The organism is uncultured Microbulbifer sp., assembly GCF_947504145.1.
GTDB lineage: Bacteria > Pseudomonadota > Gammaproteobacteria > Pseudomonadales > Cellvibrionaceae > Microbulbifer.
This window is the reverse complement of the sequence record NZ_CANNGQ010000005.1, coordinates 110,130-131,492: the sequence shown is the minus strand read 5'-3', so window position 1 is coordinate 131,492 and position 21,363 is coordinate 110,130. Positions and strand designations below refer to the sequence as shown.

General features: G+C 58.6%; 23 protein-coding genes and 2 tRNA genes. 5 read left to right on the top strand and 20 right to left on the bottom strand.

What is annotated here, in order from left to right:
* Positions 1-13: 13 nt before the first annotated feature.
* Together Q1A74_RS16340 and Q1A74_RS16335 are read right to left on the bottom strand one after the other, a co-directional pair.
* Positions 14-1,120, bottom strand: coding sequence for an AI-2E family transporter (locus Q1A74_RS16340; protein ID WP_299598767.1), 1,107 nt, complete (start codon positions 1,118-1,120; stop codon positions 14-16).
* Between the two features lie 62 nt (positions 1,121-1,182).
* Positions 1,183-1,479, bottom strand: a complete 297-nt coding sequence (locus Q1A74_RS16335) for a sulfurtransferase TusA family protein (protein ID WP_299598764.1) — start codon at positions 1,477-1,479, stop codon at positions 1,183-1,185.
* 165 nt (positions 1,480-1,644) lie between these two features.
* Here Q1A74_RS16335 and Q1A74_RS16330 point away from each other — a divergent pair, with 165 nt between their 5' ends.
* Positions 1,645-3,138, top strand: coding sequence for a M48 family metalloprotease (locus Q1A74_RS16330; protein WP_299598760.1), 1,494 nt, complete (start codon positions 1,645-1,647; stop codon positions 3,136-3,138).
* A 63-nt stretch (positions 3,139-3,201) separates the two neighbouring features.
* On the opposite strand, the gene nadA is transcribed toward Q1A74_RS16330, so the two are convergent.
* The 18 genes from nadA to Q1A74_RS16240 form a co-directional block, all read right to left on the bottom strand.
* A complete protein-coding gene (nadA, locus tag Q1A74_RS16325) occupies positions 3,202-4,278 on the bottom strand; it encodes a quinolinate synthase NadA (RefSeq protein WP_299598757.1) in 1,077 nt (358 codons plus the stop codon).
* A 177-nt stretch (positions 4,279-4,455) separates the two neighbouring features.
* A tRNA-Lys gene (locus Q1A74_RS16320) sits at positions 4,456-4,531 on the bottom strand.
* A gap of 127 nt (positions 4,532-4,658) precedes the next feature.
* Positions 4,659-4,734 (bottom strand) — tRNA-Lys (locus Q1A74_RS16315).
* Positions 4,735-4,856: 122 nt separating this feature from the next.
* The gene (queC, locus tag Q1A74_RS16310) at positions 4,857-5,531 is read right to left on the bottom strand and encodes a 7-cyano-7-deazaguanine synthase QueC (RefSeq protein WP_299598754.1); all 675 of its coding nucleotides are present in this window, start codon (positions 5,529-5,531) and stop codon (positions 4,857-4,859) included.
* A gap of 64 nt (positions 5,532-5,595) precedes the next feature.
* The gene (gene queE, locus Q1A74_RS16305) at positions 5,596-6,282 is read right to left on the bottom strand and encodes a 7-carboxy-7-deazaguanine synthase QueE (RefSeq protein WP_299598751.1); all 687 of its coding nucleotides are present in this window, start codon (positions 6,280-6,282) and stop codon (positions 5,596-5,598) included.
* A gap of 153 nt (positions 6,283-6,435) precedes the next feature.
* Positions 6,436-7,218 carry a tol-pal system protein YbgF gene (gene ybgF, locus Q1A74_RS16300; protein WP_299598748.1) on the bottom strand — a complete coding sequence of 261 codons (783 nt, stop codon included), beginning with the start codon at positions 7,216-7,218 and terminating at the stop codon, positions 6,436-6,438.
* Between the two features lie 57 nt (positions 7,219-7,275).
* Positions 7,276-7,755: a peptidoglycan-associated lipoprotein Pal gene (pal, locus tag Q1A74_RS16295; RefSeq protein WP_299598745.1), complete on the bottom strand. Its 480-nt coding sequence runs from the start codon at positions 7,753-7,755 to the stop codon at positions 7,276-7,278.
* 137 nt (positions 7,756-7,892) lie between these two features.
* Positions 7,893-9,188 carry a Tol-Pal system beta propeller repeat protein TolB gene (gene tolB / locus Q1A74_RS16290; protein WP_299599273.1) on the bottom strand — a complete coding sequence of 432 codons (1,296 nt, stop codon included), beginning with the start codon at positions 9,186-9,188 and terminating at the stop codon, positions 7,893-7,895.
* Positions 9,188-9,949, bottom strand: a complete 762-nt coding sequence (gene tolA, locus Q1A74_RS16285) for a cell envelope integrity protein TolA (protein WP_299598742.1) — start codon at positions 9,947-9,949, stop codon at positions 9,188-9,190. Before tolA ends, tolB begins: the two co-directional genes overlap by 1 nt.
* A 20-nt stretch (positions 9,950-9,969) precedes the next feature.
* Complete coding sequence (gene tolR / locus Q1A74_RS16280) at positions 9,970-10,401, bottom strand: protein TolR (RefSeq protein WP_161857712.1); 432 nt, start codon at positions 10,399-10,401, stop codon at positions 9,970-9,972.
* A gap of 20 nt (positions 10,402-10,421) precedes the next feature.
* Positions 10,422-11,111 carry a protein TolQ gene (tolQ, locus tag Q1A74_RS16275; protein WP_299598735.1) on the bottom strand — a complete coding sequence of 230 codons (690 nt, stop codon included), beginning with the start codon at positions 11,109-11,111 and terminating at the stop codon, positions 10,422-10,424.
* Positions 11,112-11,114: 3 nt separating this feature from the next.
* Positions 11,115-11,534 (bottom strand): tol-pal system-associated acyl-CoA thioesterase, encoded by a 420-nt coding sequence (gene ybgC, locus Q1A74_RS16270; protein ID WP_299598732.1) that lies wholly within the window; start codon positions 11,532-11,534, stop codon positions 11,115-11,117.
* A gap of 153 nt (positions 11,535-11,687) precedes the next feature.
* Positions 11,688-12,707: a Holliday junction branch migration DNA helicase RuvB gene (gene ruvB, locus Q1A74_RS16265; RefSeq protein WP_299598728.1), complete on the bottom strand. Its 1,020-nt coding sequence runs from the start codon at positions 12,705-12,707 to the stop codon at positions 11,688-11,690.
* A gap of 25 nt (positions 12,708-12,732) precedes the next feature.
* On the bottom strand, positions 12,733-13,344 hold the full coding sequence (gene ruvA, locus Q1A74_RS16260) for a Holliday junction branch migration protein RuvA (protein ID WP_299598725.1): 612 nt from the start codon (positions 13,342-13,344) through the stop codon (positions 12,733-12,735).
* 21 nt (positions 13,345-13,365) lie between these two features.
* Entirely contained in the window at positions 13,366-13,896 is a 531-nt protein-coding gene (gene ruvC, locus Q1A74_RS16255; protein ID WP_299598721.1) for a crossover junction endodeoxyribonuclease RuvC, read from the bottom strand.
* A 149-nt stretch (positions 13,897-14,045) separates the two neighbouring features.
* The gene (locus Q1A74_RS16250; protein WP_299598718.1) at positions 14,046-14,789 is read right to left on the bottom strand and encodes a YebC/PmpR family DNA-binding transcriptional regulator; all 744 of its coding nucleotides are present in this window, start codon (positions 14,787-14,789) and stop codon (positions 14,046-14,048) included.
* Between the two features lie 94 nt (positions 14,790-14,883).
* Positions 14,884-16,662 (bottom strand): aspartate--tRNA ligase, encoded by a 1,779-nt coding sequence (gene aspS, locus Q1A74_RS16245; protein ID WP_299598716.1) that lies wholly within the window; start codon positions 16,660-16,662, stop codon positions 14,884-14,886.
* A gap of 78 nt (positions 16,663-16,740) precedes the next feature.
* Positions 16,741-16,998: a zinc ribbon domain-containing protein gene (locus tag Q1A74_RS16240; RefSeq protein WP_299598713.1), complete on the bottom strand. Its 258-nt coding sequence runs from the start codon at positions 16,996-16,998 to the stop codon at positions 16,741-16,743.
* Positions 16,999-17,275: 277 nt separating this feature from the next.
* Here Q1A74_RS16240 and Q1A74_RS16235 point away from each other — a divergent pair, with 277 nt between their 5' ends.
* The 4 genes from Q1A74_RS16235 to Q1A74_RS16220 all read left to right on the top strand — a co-directional run bounded on the left by Q1A74_RS16235 (position 17,276) and on the right by Q1A74_RS16220 (position 21,330).
* Positions 17,276-17,707 (top strand): HU family DNA-binding protein, encoded by a 432-nt coding sequence (locus Q1A74_RS16235; RefSeq protein ID WP_299598710.1) that lies wholly within the window; start codon positions 17,276-17,278, stop codon positions 17,705-17,707.
* A 122-nt stretch (positions 17,708-17,829) separates the two neighbouring features.
* Positions 17,830-19,560, top strand: a complete 1,731-nt coding sequence (locus tag Q1A74_RS16230) for a proline--tRNA ligase (RefSeq protein ID WP_299598707.1) — start codon at positions 17,830-17,832, stop codon at positions 19,558-19,560.
* A gap of 108 nt (positions 19,561-19,668) precedes the next feature.
* A complete protein-coding gene (locus Q1A74_RS16225; RefSeq protein WP_299598704.1) occupies positions 19,669-20,229 on the top strand; it encodes a lytic transglycosylase domain-containing protein in 561 nt (186 codons plus the stop codon).
* A 42-nt stretch (positions 20,230-20,271) separates the two neighbouring features.
* Positions 20,272-21,330, top strand: coding sequence for a helix-turn-helix transcriptional regulator (locus tag Q1A74_RS16220; RefSeq protein ID WP_299598701.1), 1,059 nt, complete (start codon positions 20,272-20,274; stop codon positions 21,328-21,330).
* Positions 21,331-21,363 lie beyond the last annotated feature (33 nt).

Here is a 21,363-nt window from a genome sequence, read left to right as displayed (position 1 = left end):
GAAAACGGAACAGTTATTCAGTGGATTCATTCTGCATTTCGACCGCTTCCCTGGCCTGCCACTCCGCCTGGTGTTCAGTGGTGGGCCAAGCATTCAGAATCGCCTTGGCCAGGGTCGCCAGCGGGATCGCAAAGAACACACCCCAGAAGCCCCAGATACCACCAAATACCAGTACCGCGAGAATGATCGCTACCGGGTGCAAATTGACCGCCTCGGAAAACAGGATAGGCACCAGCACGTTGCCGTCCAGCAGCTGAATCATCCCGTAGGCAAACATCAGCCAGAAAAACTCGCCGCTCCAGCCCCACTGGAACAGGCCGATGGCCGCCACTGGAATGGTCACTACGGCAGCGCCGATATAGGGAATAAGTACCGACAGGCCCACTGCCACCGCCAGCAGTAGCGCATAGTTGACGCCCAGCAGCAGGAAGGCGATATAGCTGGTCACCGCCACAATGGCGATTTCGATCACCTTGCCGCGCACATAGTTGGCGACCTGGTCATTCATCTCGTACCAGATTTGCCGCAGCATCGGGCGCTGATTGGGCAGGAAGGAGGCGCACCAACCCAGCAACTTGTTGGAATCCTTGAGGAAGAAGAACACCAGGATCGGCACCACCACCAGGTAAATCAATACCGCGGCGAGCACTGGCAGGTTCGCAAGGGAGAAGGTCAGCACCGTCTGCCCCATACTGCCGAGCTCGCTTCCGAGAGTGGTGAAAATCTCGTCGATCTGCTGAGCCGTGACCAGGCGTGGATACTGCTCCGGCAGTAGTAACAGCAGCTCCTGCCCGCGGTCGATCATATTGGGGAGCTCGGAGAACAAGCGCACCGTCTGGCGGGAAATGATCGGCATCACCACAAACAGCAGGCCGACGATGGTGCCCACCAGCACCAGACAGGCGATGCTGACCGCAAGCCAGTGCGGCACCTTCCACGACTGCAATCGAACTACCATGCCCTGCATCAGAAAGGCGATCACCAGTGCCGCCAGAACCGGCGCCAACACCCCGCCCAGCGTCGCCAGGACGATCAGCGCGGCCAGCAACAGCAGTACCAGCAGGACTACCTCTTCCTGGCTGAAATAGCGATTTACCCAACCCCTAATAATCGCAAACATAAAAACCTGTTCTCTCGAGACTCTCTAACACTGTCGTCAATTCGATTGTACGGACGTCTTCTTTATTGCGCGATGCCTGGCGCGTCGTCTATTCGCTGCAACCAGTAGTGAAACTCTTCGCCGCGGGCTTCAACCCGCAGCAACGGTACACCACTGAGGCTGCAAAAGCTGCGAATATCCCGCTGGGACGCGGGGTCAGTCGCGATCAGGTGCAACAATGCCCCCGGCGCCAGCTGCTTCATAGCGCGCCGCATGGCCAGCAGTGGCTGCGGGCAGGGAAGGTCCCGGGCATCTACCCTTAATGCAGACTCCCAATCGAATTTCGGGGCTTCTGAGGCACTCATGGACGAGTCAGTCATAAAATCGCGGTAAAGAACCGTAAATGCCGCGAATTATAACGGCGCCTACTGGTCAATGGGTCATTCAGCAGAACCTTTTCCCTTAAGACTGATCAAAACCTCGACAGTCTCACAGGGTTACGTATAGTGTTAGCGGTGGGCAACCCGGCAGGTGCAGTACAAAATATGACCGAGATCCTTACATCATTCAGCCATCTCTGGAAGCGCTGCTGCCAGGGCGCAGCCGGTGTTGCCGCGGGCCTGCTGCTGGGCGCCGCGCCGATTGCCGCCACCGCTCAGAGTGACCACCATATCCAGCTCCCGCAACTGGGTGACACCAGCAGTGGCCTGGTATCCCGGGCACGGGAGAACGAACTCGGCGAGATGTGGTTGCGCATGTTCCGCAGCCAGGTACGTACGTCCAGCGACGCCCTGCTGCAGCAGTATGTGGAGAACTCGCTCAAGGCCCTCGCCGAATACAGCCCTCTCGAAGACAAGAACCTCGACGTAGTGGTGGTCAACAATGACACCATGAACGCCTTCGCTGTGCCCGGCGGCGTGGTCGGCGTGCACACAGGCCTGTTCCTGTTCGCTGAGAACGAAGACCAGTTTTCCTCGGTTCTCGCCCACGAACTAGCGCACCTCAGCCAGCGCCACTACGCCCGCTCCCTGGAAGCCCAGCGCAACAGCACCATTCCCACCCTGGCCGGTATGCTCGGCGCCCTTGTGCTGGCGGCCACTGCAGGTGGCGATGCCGGTCTCGCCGCGATGACCGCCACCCAGGCCGCAGCGTTGGACAATCAACTGCGCTTCTCCCGCCAGAACGAGCAGGAAGCAGACCGGGTGGGTATCGAGACCCTGGCCAAAGCCGGTCTGAACCCCCAGGCGGCCGGTGAGATGTTCGAGCAGATGCTCAAGGCCACCCGCTACTACCGCCGCCCACCGGAGTTTCTGCTTACCCACCCGGTGACAGAGAAGCGGATCGCGGACGCTAAATTGCGCGCCAACCGTATGGAGCAGGTCCCACTGCGCGACAGCCGCGAATACCACCTGATGCGCGCGCGCATCCGGGTAAACGCCGAGGCCACTCCACAGCAGGCGGTGAAGCGCTTCCAGGCGGAATTGCGCGGTATCAACGACAACGAAGATGCCGCCCGCTACGGCCTGGCGCTGGCGCAGACGGCTGCCGGCAAACCGGATACGGCCCTCGATACCCTGCAACCGCTGCTGGAAAAGGAGCCGGACAAAGACGCCTTTATCCTCGCCCGCGCCGATGTCGACCTGGTGCGCCAGGACTACAACAGCGCCACCCGGCGACTGCAGAATGCGGTCAACAAGAACCCGAAAAACCATGCCCTGATCATGGGGCTGGCCAATGCTCACTTCAAAGCGGGCAACTATCTGGCGGCCGAGCGTATCCTGAAAAAGCACAGCCGGATTCGTCGCAAGGATCCCGCGGTCTGGTACCTGCTGGCAGAAACCCACGGCCTGGCCGGTGATATCGTCGGTGTGCACGAGGCGCGCGCGGAGTATTACATTCTGAACGGCGTATTCGACAAGGCTTTACAGCATCTGCGCCACGGCGTGCGACTGGCGAAGAACGATTACCAGACCCACGCGATTCTGGAACAGCGAATGAAGGATGTGATCAAGATGCAGGAGAAAGCCAAAGAGCTTTGATGGCAGGATATCTGGGTTAACCAACAAAACAAAAAAGAGCGGCAATTGCCGCTCTTTTTGTGTTCAGTCCAGTGGCTTGCGGAAATCCAGCATCCGCTGCAACGGGATCATGGCCCGCTTGCCGAGATCCGGGTCGACAAAGATTTCGTTGTCACCCCGCTCCAACACCCCACACAGATTTTCCAGTGAATTCATTGCCATCCATGGGCAATTGGCGCAGCTGCGACAGGTAGCGCCCGAGCCGGCGGTGGGCGCAACGATCAATTCTTTGTCCGGGCACTGCTGCTGCATTTTGTAGAAAATGCCCTGGTCAGTGGCGACGATAAACTGCTTGTTCGGACGGGTTTTGGCAGCGTTAATGATCTGCGAGGTGGAACCCACCACATCCGCCAACTCCACCACCGCCGCCGGCGACTCCGGGTGCACCAGCACCAGCGCGTCTGGATAGAGCGCCTTCAGGTCAGCGACCCCCTTCGCCTTGAATTCCTCGTGCACGATACAAGCAGCATCCCACAGCAACACGTCAGCGCCGGTCTGCTTCTGCACATAGCTGCCGAGATGCTTGTCCGGCGCCCACAGGATTTTTTCGCCCTGGGCATCGAGGTGATCCACAACATCCAGCGCGATACTGGACGTCACTACCCAATCCGCCCGCGCCTTCACCGCAGCGGAAGTATTGGCATACACCACCACCGTGCGGTCCGGGTGCTGGTCGCAAAATGCGGAAAATTCGTCGATGGGGCAGCCCAGATCCAGAGAACAGGTTGCCTCCAGAGTGGGCATCAGCACGCGTTTGTTAGGCGTCAGAATCTTGGCGGTTTCTCCCATGAATTTAACACCGGCCACGATCAGGGTATCCGCCTGATGCTCGGCCCCAAAGCGCGCCATTTCCAGGGAGTCGGAAACACAGCCGCCTGTCTCTTCCGCCAGTTGCTGAATCAGCGGGTCCGTATAGTAGTGCGCAACCAGCACCGCGTTCTGCTCTTTCAGCAGCCGCTTGATGCGCTCGCGCCAGAGGTTCAGCTCCTCTTCGCTGTACTCGTGCATAGCGGGGTGCGCCAGGTGATCCTGGATGAAGTCGCGCGCATCGATCGCATTCGGTGCCGGGCTGGTGGCAATTTTTTCGCTGCTGTCTGTCATGAGTCTCTGATACTGCGGGGAAAAGGCGGCATTATACCGATCCGTCACAAATTCGCCGCTTTTCGGGCCCGGGATGACGCGACGAGGGCGTAAAGACAGATCTCGGAGGAATCTTAACGTCGCAGAGGGCCCGGGCGGAAAGCCAGAACGAATAATTTGAAGGGAATCTTGAGGAAATGGTGGGTCGTGCTGGATTCGAACCAGCGACCAATTGGTTAAAAGCCAACTGCTCTACCAACTGAGCTAACGACCCTTAAGATTGCCTGAAACCCAAAAGGCCTCTGGCTAACTGCTTGTATAACCCGACTTGCGGCGAGTTTTTTAATGGTTACCGGCTGAACCAATAGAACGGTTCGGAGTGCCGATAACAGGGGGGAATATGGTGGGTCGTGCTGGATTCGAACCAGCGACCAATTGGTTAAAAGCCAACTGCTCTACCAACTGAGCTAACGACCCTTTGCCCTCTACCTGAGGAGCTGCGTATCTTACGGATCTAATCCGAAAACACAAGACCCGATTACAAAAAAATTACCAGCAAATTTAAGGGCTTAGGGCCTTAAAAACCGACCCTTGAACCCTCACGCATAAATGGTCGGATCTTCCAGCCCGGCCTCAGCGAAGCCCGCCGCACGCAGGCGGCAGCTATCGCACCGGCCGCAGGCTGCGCCATCGGCCTGAGCCTGATAACAGCTGACGGTCAAGCTGTAATCCACACCCAGCGCAGTACCGCGCTTGACGATATCGGACTTGCTCATTTGCATCAGCGGCGCACGGACAGTGAGCTTGTTGCCCTCGACGCCGGCACGGGTCGCCAGATTGGCCATTTTTTCGAACGCATCGATGTAATCGGGCCGGCAATCCGGATATCCAGAGTAGTCAACTGCATTCACGCCCACAAAAATATCCTGTGCCCCCAGCACCTCGGCCCAGCCCAGGGCGATGGAGAGGAATACGGTGTTGCGTGCGGGCACATAGGTCACCGGAATACCGGAGGTCTCCTCTTCGGGGACATCGATACTGTCGTCAGTCAGGGCCGAGCCACCAATGACCCGCAGGTCGAGCTTCACGACCTTGTGCTCACTGGCATCCAGATCAGCGGCAACCCGCTGCGCCGCCATCAGTTCCGCACTACTGCGCTGGCCGTAATCAAAGCCGAGGGCAAAGCACTGGTAGCCTTCCGCCCGCGCCATCGCCAGCACAGTGGCCGAATCGAGACCGCCAGACAGTAAAACCACGGCCTTTTTGTCACTCATAAATCACTCCGATCAATCAAAGTTGTGATTGCTTCTGCGGTAGTTTTGGCCCGCACGGAGGCCGTCATACACCGGGAACGTCGCCCCACAACAGCTTGTGCAGCTGCATCTGCATACGTACCGGCAGGCCGTCTTCGAGAATCCACTCGGCCAGCTGACGCGGGGCCAGTTGCTCGTAACTGGGGGAGAACAGTACCTCCCCTACCCGATCTGCCAGCTGATACTGGTCCAGGGTAAATCTGGCCCAGTCGTAATCACCGCGATCACAGATTACAAACTTGACCTGATCGTGCTGCCCCAGCAGCGGGATATTTTCCATGCGGTTGCGCGCCTGCTCACCGGAAGCCGGCGTTTTCAGGTCCACAACCCGAGAGACCCGCGGGTCTACTGCATCCACCGGCATGGCACCGCTGGTTTCCAGGGATACCTGAAAGCCTGCCTCGCACAGTGCTTTCAATAGAGGTATACAGTTGGGCTGTGCCAGCGGCTCTCCCCCGGTGACACAGACGTGCCGGGCGGGATAGCTCTGAACCTTGTGCAAGATTTCCGCCAGTGTCATGCGCTCGCCGCCATAAAAGGCGTACTCGGAATCGCAATAGGTGCAGCGCAGCGGGCAACCGGTGAGGCGCACGAATACCGTGGGCAGCCCCGCATTCCGAGCCTCTCCCTGTAGCGAATAAAAAAGCTCGCTAATCCGGAGCGACTCAGCATTCAGGTCGACACCGGTTTGCACAATCTGAGTTTCACCCATAGTTCGCCGCAACTGCCCTCTCAGGCGCCGACTAGCCAGTTTCGGCCGGGCGCCACAAATAAAAACGCCCGGGAGGCCAATGCCACCCGGGCGCGGGATCATAGAGTTTTTTTGGTCACAAAACCAGCATTCGCCCGGAGGCGAGCGCGCAGCTTACTGGAAGTTTTCCTTCAGATACTGCTTGGCCAGACCAGACGCGCGCTGATCGCTGGCAGCCACCTGCTCCAGCAACTCTTTGGCTTTGGCCTTGTCGCCTAACTGGTAGTAAACGGTACCGAGCTTGTAACGGCCATCCCATACCTTGCTGGAATTGGGATAACCATCGAGCAGGGCCACAAACCAGGTGCGGGCCTCTTCAATATTCCCCTGTACCAGCGCGATCTCACCCAGCCAGTAATTGGCGTTGGGCGCGTACTGGCCATTGGGATGGTCGTCGAGCAGGCTTTTAAACGCCTTGCTGGCACCATCGTAATCGCCATCCCGGGCCAGGCCGAAACTGGCCTGATAGCGATCGCGCTCGCTTTCACTGGCCTCGGGCGCCGTACCGCTATTTGCGGGCTGCGGTTGAGAGGTGGACCCGCCAGCGGCATTCCCCGATTCAGGGGCATCGCTTGCCGGGGCGTCACCGCTCAGCTTGGATATCCGGCGGTCGAGATCCATATAGTCTTCTGTGCGCTGCTGGCGCAACCGTTTGACCTCGTGCCGCAGCTCCTCCACCGCGCCGCGCAATTCCTGCACTTCCTGCTGCAGAACCTGCATCTGGTAGTAGGCTTCCGCCTGAGGATTTGCCTGTAGGCTGCCGGCCGAGGTATCGGCACGACTTGCCAGCTGTGGATAGCTGGGCGGAGGAGGGGTTGCAGTGCCCTGATTGACGTTGCTGCCACTGGACAGATCGACAATCGGGGCCTGCGAGAATGCAGGGCTAGCCGCAGCCATAAAGGCTGCGGCTACCGTGATACTTCTAATCAGAAAAGACAATTGCATGCTTACAGATTAGTTGATTACCACACGACGGTTCATAGCACGGGCGCTTTCGCTGGAGCCTTCGCTCGCAGGACGCTCTTCACCGTAGCTGATCACTTCCAGGTTGCCGGCGTTTACGCCCTGCAGAACCAGGAAATCGCGAACCGCGTTGGCGCGGCGCTCACCCAGAGCCAGGTTGTATTCACGGGTACCCAGTTCGTCGGCATGACCTTCCAGACGTACGGTGCCGCTGGTGGAGGCGCGCATACGGTCAGCGTGCTTGATCAGCAGCTCACGGGTAGAAGGCTTCAGCAGGCTCTGGTCGAAGTCGAAGTAAACGACGTTGTCCAGCGGCACTACAGTCTCGGTAGCAGTGGTATCTTCCACTACCGGAGGAGGGGTTTGCTCAACCATCTGGTTGGCGCTGTCATCGGTGTCGGTGCTGGAACAACCGGCCATTACTGCCAGTACGCAAGCCAGACCCAAGCCGGTTTTAACTGATTTGAACATAAACAACTCCGCTTTAGTGTTATCGAGAAATCCTGTAAGACTTTAAAACCCCGCACATTAGATCAGGGTTTCGCTTCTTCTTATTTGTTTGATCTCACACTTGCCGCAAATAAATGAGGAATGCGTCAGGTACTGCATCAATCAAAGTAAGGCGACCACGCCGGCTCGCGGACATTACCCTGCTGGGAAGGCAGGCTGTATTTCACTCCGGCATCCAGCGACACCGCAGCCAGAATACCCTTGCTCCCCCGCTTGGTGGCGTACATCAGCATCGCGCCATTGGGCGCAATACTCGGGGATTCGTCCAGGCGCGTCTCCGTAAGGACACGCATTCTGCCGGATACGATATCCATCGTAGCAATCGTGAAAACCCCCCTGCTACGATGCACCATAACCAGCGTTTTGCCATCCGGGGAAACCCGCGGACGCGCGTTGTAGTCGCCGTCGAAGGTTAAGCGGTCTACTTGACCCGTGGCAAGAGTCAATTGATAAATTTGTGGCTTACCTCCCCTGTCGGAAGTGAAAACCAGGGATTTTCCGTCCGGCATCCAGTTCGGCTCGGTATCAATGGAGAAGTGACGGGTCATCCGGGTGAACCTGCCGGTGGGCAAGTCGAGGACATAGATCTCGGGATTGCCGTCTTTCGACAGCACCATGGCGAGCTTGGAACCGTCGGGAGACCAGGTCGGGGAACTGTTCAGCCCCTTGAAGTTGGTCAGCTGCTGGCGCGCACCGGTGCGAAGGTTTTCACGGAAAATTGCCGGGCGACCTGTCTCAAATGACACATAAGCCACTTCCTGCCCGCTGGGCGACCAGCTGGGGGACATTACCGGCGCACTGAAACGGCGGATCTGGCGGGCGCGGGCGCCGTCGATATCCGACAGCATCAGCGCATAGCTGGGCTGACCTCCGCGCTGGGTCTCCTGCACATACACCATCTGGGTACCGAAGGCGCCGCGAATGCCGGTAATCGCCTCGAAAATTTCATCTGCGGCCCGGTGTGCGATGTCCCGCAGTTGTTGGGCACCACCGGTCACCTGTTTGGTGAACACCTTGCGCTGACCGAAGATATTGGTGAGATCGAAGCTCAGCAGGTAGCCGTTGGCCTGAGGTTGCATGCGGCCGGTCACCACATACTCGGTACCCAGCATGCGCCAATCGCGAAAGCTCACCTCTTCCGGGGTTTTCGGGAAGGACAACATATCTTCCCGTGGTACCGGCGCGATCAGGCCACTGCGGCGCAGATCTGCAGAGATGATTGAAGACACGTCTTCCGCCAGCACACCGCTGCCAGACCAGTCGAATGGAACAACCGCAACGGGGGTGGGATCCTGGTTGCCTTCGGTAATTTCCACTACAAGCTGAGCCTGGGCGGAAACCGCCAGCACACAGCTCACCAGAGTGGCAAAGAATAGAGAGACTGTTTTTTTCATCATTGGCGCAGGCCTTCGACTCTGAATATCAGTTTGGTGGTTCGTATCTGGCGCTCAAACAGCGACGGTTCCTCGCGGGCCACGTCGGCCACTTCAGGGAATACCTCTACCTTCTTGACCGCAGTAAGCACCGATCTATCCACAGCGGGGTTGCCGCTGCTTTTGGTAATGGTTGAAGCAATCACCCGCCCAGTGGGCACGAAATTGATCTGCACCTCAACGACCATGCCATTGCGGGCGCTCGGTGGGCGGCTCCACACCGCCTCGATGCGCTGCTGGATCGCCTGGGCAACCGACATGACCGCCGCGGAATCGTCACTGGCATCCCGCCACTCCTCTTCGTCTTCTAGCGCCTCCTCGAAAGCACTCTGACGCTCCTTCTCGAGCTGCTCCTTGCGCGCCTTTTCCTTGCGGGCCTTTTCTTCTGCCTCACGCTTTTTGCGGGCTTCGTCCGCTTTGCGCTTTTTCTCGGCTTCCTGTTTTTTCTTACGCTCGGCCGCAGCCTTGCGCTTCTTCTCGGCTTCCGCCTCACGCTGGCGCTGCAACTCCTGCTGGCGGCGCTTTTCCCGCAGGTCGACCTTCGGCGGCGCCTTGGGTTCGTTGGACTTGGACTCCAGCTGAACCAGCTTCGCCTGCACAAACTTCGGCATCGGCTTGACCTCGTGACTCTGCTTGGCCTCCCAGCCAAACGTGAGCACCGCGATCAAAAGCGCGTGCAATGCCACACTGATAACGATAGCCGGGCCGTAAGAGCCTTTCATAGTCGCCTGTTGCCCCCGGTTCACTCTGACGGCGGCTCGGTTACCAGCCCTACGCTGGGGGCCCCGGCCTGCTGCAGGTGGGTCATGACACCGACAATCAGGCCATACTTGGCGTCAGTATCACCCCACACCAGCACCGGCGTTTTCGGCTTCTGGCGCAATACCTTGGCCACGGTTTCCTTGATTTCCTTCAGCGGTTTGGCGACTTTTTCATCGTCACCCAGGTTCAGGTAATAGGTGCCGTCGGCGCGGACAGATACGATCAGAGGCTCGTCGTCAGTGTCGTCAATCGGTGCCGACGGTGCGTCCGGCAGATCCACCTTCACTCCCTGCATCAACAGTGGCGCGGTCACCATAAACACGATCAACAGCACCAGCATCACATCGATGTAGGGCACTACGTTGATCTCAGAGACCAGTTTGCGCTTGGGAGCCTTGCGAAAATTGCTCATAGCTTCGCTATCCTCGCGCCTCAGCTAGCGTGCACTTTGCGGTGGAGAATGGAGGAAAACTCCTCGGCGAAGGTCTCGTAGCTGGAAAGCAACCACTCGGCCTTGGCGGAGTAACGGTTGTAGGCCATCACCGCCGGGATCGCTGCAAACAAACCCATGGCTGTGGCGACGAGCGCCTCGGAGATGCCCGGTGCAACCGTGGCAATAGTGGCCTGATGCATGGTGGCGAGGCCGCGGAAAGAGTTCATGATGCCCCACACGGTACCGAACAGGCCGATATAGGGACTGACGGAACCGACGGTGGCGAGGAACGGCAGGTTCATTTCCACCTTTTCTTGCTCTCGGGACATGGCCACGCGCATGGCGCGCTCGGTACCCTCCATCACCGCCGCGGAGCTGCTTTTACCCTGCTGGCGGAGACGGGTGAATTCGGTAAAGCCGGCGCGGAACAGGGATTCCACCCCATCGATCTTGCCCTTCTCGGCAGCCGCATTGCCGTCGCGGAACAGCTGGTTGAGATCAGCACCGGACCAGAAGCGGCGCTCGAAATTGATCAGCGATCTGCGCGCCCGGGACAGGTAGGTGCCACGCTGGATGATCATCACCCAGGAAATCACCGAGGCGAGCAGCAGCATCAGCATCACCAACTGCACCAACAGACTGGCGCTGGAAATCAGGCCCCACAGGGAAAGTTGTTCACCGGCGTTCATGTTTTAACTCGCTGCCTTCAATGCTTGATAGATAGTTGGGGGGAGTGCACAGGGTTTGCGGCTGGCATCATCCACACAGGCCACTTTGACCACGCCCTCACAAATAATTTCATCGCCGCGCCAGATTTTCTGCTCGAAAGTGATTGCGGCGCGGCCGAGCTTGCCAATTCGAGCGGAGGCTTGCAGCTGGTCGTCCAGGATTGCCGAACGGCGATACTGAATCTCCGCTGAATGCACTACCAGTAGCAACCCTTGCTGCGGCATGGCGGGCTTATCATAGCCGAGAGAACGGACCAATTCTGTGCGCGCCCGCTCCATATACTTTAAATAATTGACGTAATAGACGATTCCGCCAGCGTCTGTATCTTCGATATAGACGCGAATGGGGATTGAGAAAAGTTTTGTGGAGCAAGGTTCTGACACACATCGTCCTTAATTTGCCGACCGCAAACGCATTTTTGTTGTTGATAGCGGTTTGGGATCTGCCGGCGGCTGTTCAAAACCCAGGATCAATACCGTGGATCAAGTCCGCTGACCGGCAATGACGGAACATGCTACAGGATCGCGACCGTTTCGTCAGGTGCGGTCGGGCTTAGGGATACCAAAGTGCTCATAGGCCAGTGCAGTCACCACCCGGCCACGGGGAGTGCGCGCCAGATAGCCCTGCTGGATCAGATAGGGCTCCAGCACATCCTCGATGGTATCCCGCTCTTCGCTGACTGCCGCCGCCAGGCTGTCTACACCCACCGGGCCGCCGTCGAATTTTTCGATCATGGTCAACAGTACGCGGCGGTCCAGCTGGTCGAAACCGCTGGCGTCCACATTCAGCATATTCAGGGCGAGATCCGCGGTTTCTGAGCACACGTGGCCATTGCCCTTTACTTCCGCGTAGTCCCGCACCCGGCGCAACAGGCGGTTGGCGATCCGCGGGGTGCCGCGGGCGCGGCGCGCCACTTCCAGGGCCCCACCCTCATCCATTTCCACTCCCATTAACCGGGCGGAGCGGGCAACGATGCTGGTGAGATCTGCCACCGAGTAGAACTCCAGGCGCTGCACGATGCCGAAACGGTCCCGCAGTGGTGAGGTCAGCAGGCCCGCGCGGGTAGTGGCACCCACCAACGTGAACGGTGGCAGATCGAGCTTGATAGAGCGCGCCGCCGGGCCCTCACCGATCATGATATCCAGCTGATAGTCCTCCATCGCCGGATAGAGCACCTCTTCCACATGGGGGCTGAGGCGGTGGATTTCGTCGATAAACAGCACGTCGCCGGGCTCGAGGTTGGTCATGATGGCGGCGAGATCGCCGGCCTTTTCCAGCACCGGCCCGGAAGTGGTTTTAATCGCCACCCCCATTTCTGCAGCAATAATATTGGCCAATGTGGTCTTGCCGAGGCCGGGCGGGCCAAACACCAGGGTGTGATCCAGAGCCTCTTTGCGCAACCTGGCGGCCTGAATGAAGATTTCCATCTGCTCGCGCACCACCGGCTGGCCCACATAGTCTTCCAGGGACTTGGGGCGCACGGCGCGGTCGTACTGCTCTTCCTGGCCGGTGGGGCCCTGAGGTTCGGGAGCGATCAGGCGGTCGGCTTCAATCACGGGCAATTCTCAAATTGATACGGTATCAGGCCGGAGCCATGCTTTTCAGCGCCAGCCGAATCAGAGTGGCGCTATCGGCGTCGGGCTGCTCCTTGGCGGCGCGGGCGACCATTTTGGTGGCGTCGGTGGGTTTGTAGCCCAGAGCGGCCAGGGCGCTCTCCGCTTCGCCGGCATGGTCAATTTTGGGTTCGGCGTTGGTAGACATCAGCGGAATATCACCCAGGTCACCAGTCTGCGGGGTAAGTTTGCCGCGTAGCTCGATGATCAACCGCTCGGCGGTTTTCTTACCCACGCCGGGCACTTTGACCAGCGCACCCACATTGTCGTCGGCCACACAGCGGGCCAGTGCGGCGCCGTCGAGACCGGACAAAATGGCCAGCGCCATTTTCGGGCCGACGCCGTTGACCTTGATCAGGGTGCGAAACAGCTGGCGGTCGGATTCACGAATAAAGCCAAACAACTGCTGCGAGGTTTCCGACACCGCCAGATGGGTGTGCAACTGCACACTGCCACCCAGTTGCGGCAACTCGAAAATGGTTGTCATAGGAGCCAGCACTTCGTAGCCCACCCCCTGGACATCGACCAAAAGTTGAGGCGGTTGTACGGCGGCAAGCGTGCCGGTCAGTCTTCCGATCATGTTTGTTTCAAATCCAATAAATTACGTAACACTCAAGCGACCGCGACGGAAGCGCGCGCGCGACCCGGCCGAAGACTGAATCAATGTCTGCATGGTGTGCATATGACACAACGCCACCGCGAGCGCATCGGCCGCATCTTCCTGCGGAGATGCGGGCAGTTTCAGCAGGGTTTTGACCATATGCTGCACCTGCAGCTTGTCCGCGCCGCCGTTACCGACGATCGCCTGCTTGACCTTGCGCGCCTCGTACTCAGATACCGGCAGGTCTGCATGTGTACCGGCGACAATGGCCGCACCCCGCGCCTGCCCCAGCTTCAGGGCAGAACCGGCGCTCTTGGCCATAAATACGCTTTCGATCGCCATCTGCTGCGGCTGATATTGCTGAGCGATCTGACTGACCGCGTCAAAAATCAACTTTAACCGCTCCGGCAGGGGACCATCGGGCAACCTGATCACGCCGCTGGCCACATAGCGGGCATTGGAACGCTCGATGTCGATCAGGCCGTAACCGGTCTTGCGCGAGCCGGGATCAATTCCCAGAATTCGGGTCACGGCGGGCTGCCCCCTGTACATTTATACAATTGTTGCGGGAAGTGTCCCAAGGCCGCGCCAAGGCGTCAAGGCCGGCGGTGGCGTATCAAACCGCAGATACAAAAATGCCCCGGCGTACGGGGCATTTTGAAGCCGGCCTCAAAGAGCAATCAGCCTAGTTCGGCCATCACCTCTTCGGGGATATCCACATTGGTGTAGACATTCTGCACGTCATCGAGGTCTTCCAGCATATCCACCAGAGCCAGTACTTTCTCGGCGCCGTCTTTATCCATTGGGATAGTGGTGGAGGGAATCATCGCGATTTCAGCATTGTCCGGCTTGAAGCCAGCTTCGGTCAGCGCGTCTTTTACCGGCATATAGTCGGTAAATTCGGTGGTGAGTTCGATGCTGCCGTCGTCGTTGGTTTCGATGTCTTCGGCACCGGCTTCCAGCGCCGCCTCCATCAGAGCATCTTCGTCCACACCCGGCTCGTAATACATCTGCCCTTTGCGGTCGAACAGGTAGGCCACCGAACCGTCGGTACCCAGGTTGCCGCCGCGCTTGGTGAAGGCGTGGCGCACTTCCGCCACGGTGCGATTGCGATTGTCGGTCAGGCATTCCACCAGCACCGCCACTCCGCCGACACCGTAACCTTCGTAGGTAACCGCCTCGTAGCTATCACCATCAGCATTGCCGGCGCCGCGGGCGATGGCCTTGTCGATGGTATCGCGCTTCATATTTGCGCCGAGGGCCTTATCGATGGTGGTACGCAGGGTCGGGTTGTCATCCGGGTTGGCACCGCCTTTCGCGGCTACGGTGAGTTCGCGAATGATCTTGGTGAACACCTTCCCCCGCTTGGCATCCTGGGCGGCCTTGCGGTGTTTGATGTTGGCCCATTTACTGTGTCCTGCCATCGATAAATCTCCGGTCTTTCTACTCTATCTGGATCTGGCTCATGCATGCTTCCCGTCACCCCGGCACAGGCCGGGGTGACGATAAGGGGAAACGTTAGCCCACCTGCTCTTCTTTCTGACGCAGGCGAATGCTCAGTTCGCGCAGCTGCTTGGCGTCTACCGCACCCGGGGCGTCGGTCATGACACAACCGGCGCTCTGGGTTTTCGGGAAAGCGATGACGTCGCGAATGGAATCGCTGTCGGTCATCAGCATCACCAGACGGTCGAGGCCAAAGGCCAGGCCGCCGTGGGGGGGTGCGCCGTACTTGAGTGCGTCCAGCAGGAAACCAAACTTCTCACGCTGCTCTTCCGCCGCGATGCCCAGCGCCCGGAATACGGTCTGCTGCATGGACTGATCGTGAATACGGATGGAACCGCCACCCAGCTCGGTGCCGTTCAGTACCATGTCGTAAGCGCGGGACAGGGCCTCCAGCGGATTCTTCTCCAGATCTTCCGGGGAACAGGAGGGCGCGGTAAACGGGTGGTGCAGTGCGGTAACACTGCCGTCATCGTTTTCTTCAAACATCGGGAAGTCCACGACCCACAGCGGCGCCCACTCGGACACGTACAGATCTAGGTCTTCACCGAGCTTGCAGCGCAGGGCGCCCAGAGCCTCGGAGACCACCTTGGCCTTGTCAGAACCGAAGAAGATCAGGTCGCCGTTCTCCGCCTGCACGCGGTCGAGAATCGCTGCGCGCACGTCATTGGGCAGGAATTTGACGATGGGAGACTGCAGGCCGCCTTCGAGGTCGGACTTGTCGTTGACCTTGATGTAAGCCAGGCCCTTGGCGCCGTAGATGGAGACGTACTTGGTGTAGTCGTCGATCTGCTTGCGGGTCAGCTTGTCATTGCCACCGGGCACTTTCAGCGCGGTCACACGACCTTTCGGGTCGTTGGCCGGGCCGGAGAACACCTTGAAGTCCACCTCACGCATCAGGTCCTTGATGTCCACCAGCTCCAGCGGAATACGCAGGTCCGGCTTGTCGGAACCGAACTTTTCCATCGCCTCGCTGAACGGCATACGCGGGAATTCGCCCAGGTCGACGCCTTTCAGCTCTTTGAACAGCTTGCGGATCATGTTCTCAGTGATCGACATGATGGCGTTTTCATCGAGGAATGCGGTCTCGATATCGATCTGGGTGAATTCCGGCTGACGGTCAGCGCGCAGGTCTTCGTCGCGGAAGCACTTGGCGATCTGATAGTAGCGATCAAAGCCAGACACCATCAGCAGCTGTTTGAACAGCTGTGGCGACTGCGGCAGGGCAAAAAACTTGCCGCCGTGGGTACGGCTGGGCACCAGGTAGTCTCGGGCACCTTCCGGAGTCGCGCGAGTCAGGATCGGGGTTTCAATATCCAGGAAACCTTCGCCATCCAGGTAGTTGCGGATGGCATTGGTAATCTGGGAACGGAAACGCAGGTTGCGCTGCATTTCGTTGCGGCGCAGGTCCAGGTAGCGGTACTTCAACCGAACGTCTTCGCCCACCGCGGTGTGCTCGTCCAGCTGGAAGGGCGGGGTTTCGGCGCTGTTGAGGATTTCCAGCTGCAGGCCGTACACCTCGATCTCGCCGGTCGCCATATTCGAGTTCACCGCTTCCGGGGCGCGTGCGCGCACACGACCGGTGACCTTGAGGACATACTCGCTGCGCACACGGTCGGCCAGCTCGAAGTGCTCTGCGGCGTCCGGATCGAACACCACCTGGGCAATACCGTCGCGGTCGCGCAGGTCGATAAAGATCACCCCGCCGTGATCGCGGCGTCGGTCTACCCAGCCACACAGGGTTACTTCGCGGTCAATATCGGCGGATCGCAGGGCGCCACAATAGTCGGTGCGCATGGAGTCTTATTCCCTTAGTAGTGTTTCAATTCTGCTTGCTGTTCTGAATATTGCCTGTTCCAGCCTGGCTCAGATTCATCAGCTGGCTTTGGATTCTGTGCTGCTTCCGCCACTGGCGGGTTTGGCAGCATCACCGGCAAGGTTCTTCTTGCTGCCGGTTTTGAAGTCGGTCTCATACCAGCCGCCGCCCTTGAGGCGAAAGCCGACGGCACTGATCTGTTTGCTCAGTTCCGCTTTATTACAGGCAGGGCAGTCCGTCAGCGGAGCATCGCTCATACGCTGCAGGGCTTCCAACTGGTGGCCACAGGCCTGGCATTGGTATTCATAGATAGGCATCGCTTTGTACCCGGATCTCACTGAATATAAAGGGGCGCAGATTATACATGAGCACCCCCAAGGGAAGAAGGAGCCTGTGATTTGCGGGCACAGCGTACTCCGACGCGGAGTATTCAGCCCATTTCGAGGGCCAATTTTCGAGAAAAACCCTGTAAAAAAGCACTTTTTTCTGTTTTTACCCCGTGCGTGCGGACAAAAACTGGATATACTTCAGCTCAGTACTTGAAGTACGACCACTTTCACCGGAAAAACTCTCATATATAGAAGGAAGCTAACAATGGCCGCGAAGAAGAAAGCAGCAGCTAAGAAAGCACCCGCCAAGAAAACTGCAGCCAAAAAGGCTCCAGCCAAGAAAGCAGCAGCCAAGGCCGCCCCCAAGGCCAAGAAAGTGACTGCGATCAAAGAGAAGTACACCAAAACCCAGATCCTGAACCAGATCGCCGAGAACACCGAACTGTCCCGCAAGCAGGTTCAGTCTGTTCTGGACGAGCTGACCGACCTGATCGAAGGCCACGTGAAGAAGCGCGCAGTAGGCGAATTCGCCCTGCCGGGCCTGCTGAAGATCACTACTGTGAAGAAGCCAGCCAAGAAGGCGCGCAAGGGTATCAACCCCTTCACTGGCGAAGAAACCATGTTCAAGGCCAAGCCGGCGAGCATCCAGGTAAAAGTTCGCCCGCTGAAGAAGCTGAAAGAAATGGCCGAGTCCTGATTCTCGCCGCTTTCCGCCGTGAAAACCCCGCTTTTGCGGGGTTTTCTGTTTGTGGGTTCCCGGCGTAAAATGGCCGCCCTCTGACCTTCACCTAAATTCCATCGACATTAAAAGAAAGCACTATGCGCGCATCCCGCTATCTGATTGCCACCCAGAAAGAAACTCCCAATGACGCTGTGGTCATCAGCCACCAGCTGATGCTGCGCGCCGGCATGATCCGCCGCCTGTCTTCTGGCCTTTATACCTGGCTGCCGACGGGCCTGCGCGTATTGCGCAAAGTGGAAAACATCGTGCGCGAAGAAATGAACAACGCGGGTGCGCTGGAAGTATTGATGCCGGTGGTGCAACCGTCAGAACTGTGGGAAGAATCTGGCCGATGGCAGCAGTATGGCCCGGAGCTGCTGCGGATTCAGGATCGCCACGACAACCCGTTCTGCCTGGGCCCGACCCACGAAGAAGTGATCACCGATCTGATCCGCACCGAAGTAAACAGCTACAAACAGCTGCCGGCAAACTTCTACCAGATCCAGACCAAGTTCCGCGACGAGATCCGCCCGCGCTTCGGGGTGATGCGCGCCCGCGAGTTCACCATGAAGGATGCCTACTCCTTCCACCTGACGCCGGACTCGCTGCAGGAAACCTACGATGCAATGCACGATGCTTACTGCCGCATCTTCGATCGCATCGGCCTGGACTACCGCCCGGTACTGGCAGACACCGGCTCCATCGGCGGATCCCACTCCCACGAATTCCACGTGCTGGCACAGAGTGGCGAAGACGATATCGCCTTCTCTTCCGAGAGCCGCTATGCGGCAAATGTCGAGCTGGCGGAAGCCGTGGCGCCCGCGGGCGATCGCCCCGCGCCCACCAAAGAGATGGAAGAACTGCACACGCCGGGCCAGAAAACCATCGCTGCACTGGAAGAAGCGTTTGGTATTGCGGCAAACACCTCGGTAAAAACCCTGATCGTGCTGGGTGAAACAGACGAGGAAGGAGCCGAAGCACCACTGGTGGCACTGGTACTCCGTGGCGATCACGACCTGAACGAGCTAAAAGCCGAGAAACTGCCCGGCATTGCCAGCCCGCTGCAATTTGCACCGGAAGCACGCATTGCCGAAGAACTGGGCTGCGGCATTGGCTCTCTAGGCCCTGTAGGCATGAAGATCGATGTTGTGGTCGACCGCGCAGCAGCGCATCTGGCGGACTTCGTGTGCGGTGCCAATAAAGACGATTATCACCTGACCGGCGTGAACTGGGAGCGCGATGTGGCACTGACCCGCATCGCGGACCTGCGCAATGTTGTCCCCGGCGATGCCAGCCCGGATGGCCAGGGCAGCCTGGAGATCAAGCGCGGTATCGAAGTCGGCCATATTTTCCAGCTGGGCACCAAGTACAGCGAAGCGATGAAAGCCACGGTACTGGACGAAAACGGCAAGGAACAGATGGTAACCATGGGCTGCTATGGCATCGGTGTTTCCCGTGTGGTCGCCGCTGCCATCGAGCAGAATCACGACGATGCCGGCATTATCTGGCCGGAAGCCATTACCCCCTTCCAGCTGGCGATTGTGCCGATCAATATGCACAAGAGCGAGGCGGTACAGCAGAAATGCGAGCACCTCTACGAAGTGCTGAGCGCCAAAGGAATCGATGTGTTGCTGATGGACGAGCCCAAGGCACGCCTCGGTGGCATGCTGGCGGACACGGAACTGATGGGTATCCCCCACCGCATCGTCATTGGCGACCGCGGCCTGGAGAAAGGCAATATCGAATACAAGGGCCGCCGCGACTCTGAAAACCAGGAATTCTCCGCGGATCAGATCGTCGATATCCTGCTGGAGAGAATCGCCGGCTAACGTTCTGCGCTACTGGCGAATATACGGCCTCCCTGCTCCAACCGAGTAAGGAGGCTCGCTCACCCACCGAGATACCACAATCCCCGCCCTTCCCGTAAAATCCCTCCCATGATAAGAAAAACCCTGACCACACTCCTGCTGTGTCTGCTCAGCACAACAGTGACCGCCCAGGTCAAACAGGTGGATCCGCAGCTATTGCTGGCCCTGAAAGGCGCCGTGACCGATGCCGACTCTTTCGTCGACCGCTTCGACGCGGAGGTTTGGCTGATGTCCAAATCCCAACCTCTGGCCCGTTATATCAAAGAGCCCGAAGAGCGTATGCGGGTACTCAAGGCCATCCACCGAGAAGCCACCCGCGCCGAGCTGCAGCCAGAAATCGTGCTGGCGGTGATCCAGATCGAAAGTGCGTTCAATCCCTACGCCGTTTCCCGCGTGGGCGCCCAGGGCATGATGCAGGTAATGCCGTTCTGGAAAAATGAGATTGGCCGGCCGGAAGACAATCTGATCGATATGGACACCAACCTCCGCTACGGCTGCACCATCCTCAAGCACTACATCAAGAAAGCCAAAGGCAATATGCCCAACGCCCTCGCCTACTACAACGGCAGCTACGGCCGGCATACTTACAGTCGCAAGGTACTGGATGCCTGGGTGGACCGCTGGCGCTGACCCGGCGTGATACCCGCTCAAGAATAAAAACAGAGGTACCCGATGGATTACAGTTTTTTTACCGGCGCAGCCTGTGGGCTATTATTCCTCGCTGCAGCACGCATCGGTATCGGGCACCGCAACAGAACCGGCAGCCTGCCACTGCTGATACTCCTTTTCGGCCTGTTTCTGTACTTGCTGCGGCCACTACTGAATGATCAGGATTCGTTCGCGGACCTGCTGATCGATATCCCCACCATCCTTATTCCGGGCGCCTTCTGGGTCTTCACCCACCAACTGTGCAACGACAAAGAGCCCTTTCCTCGCTGGGGATGGGGAGTGATCGCGCTGGAAATTGCCATCGACCTGGCCAGCCAGCTGCACCTGCACCCGCACTTCTACCTGCTGGTACAGCCCTTCAAGCTAGGGTTAATCAGTGCTGGGCTGGTGACCCTGCTACAACAGTTGCAATCGGATCTGGTGGACGAGCGCCGACACCTGCGCATCGGGCTGTTGATAACCATCGGCAGCTATATGGTGGTGGTGATCTGTGCAGAGTTCCTGTTTTCCTACTTCCCGGTTCCCACAGGTATTCCCACGCTGCATGCGGTAATGGCAAGCGCCCTCGCCTTTGCCGCCTGCCTGTGGTTGCTGGCTCTCTCCCCAAGAGCCCTGGAAGAATCTCTTCCCACCATTACCGAACAGCCGCAGGCGTCGGCACACACCTCTGCTCACCAACTGGTAGCGCCCGCCGAAAAAACAGAGCTGGACGCCAGCCAGCACCAGCTGCTGGAAAAACTGCAACAACATATGCAAAACGGCGGCTATCGCCATACCGGCCTCACCATCCGCGAGCTGGCGGAGCAGCTGGATACCCGCGAACACACGCTGCGTGCGCTGATCAACAAGCATCTGGGGTTCCGCAACTTCAATGAATACCTGAACCAGTTCCGTATCGACGAAGCCAGCCGCCGCCTCGCGGATCCGCAGGAGGCGCATCTGCCGGTGCTGACCATTGCACTGGATATCGGCTACCGCTCCCTGAGCCCATTTAACGCGGCCTTCAAGCGCCGTCACGACCAGACTCCCACGGAGTTCAGGCGCGAGCAATTGCCCGCCTGAACAGGGAATTCACCATAGAAAGAGATCTGCAGA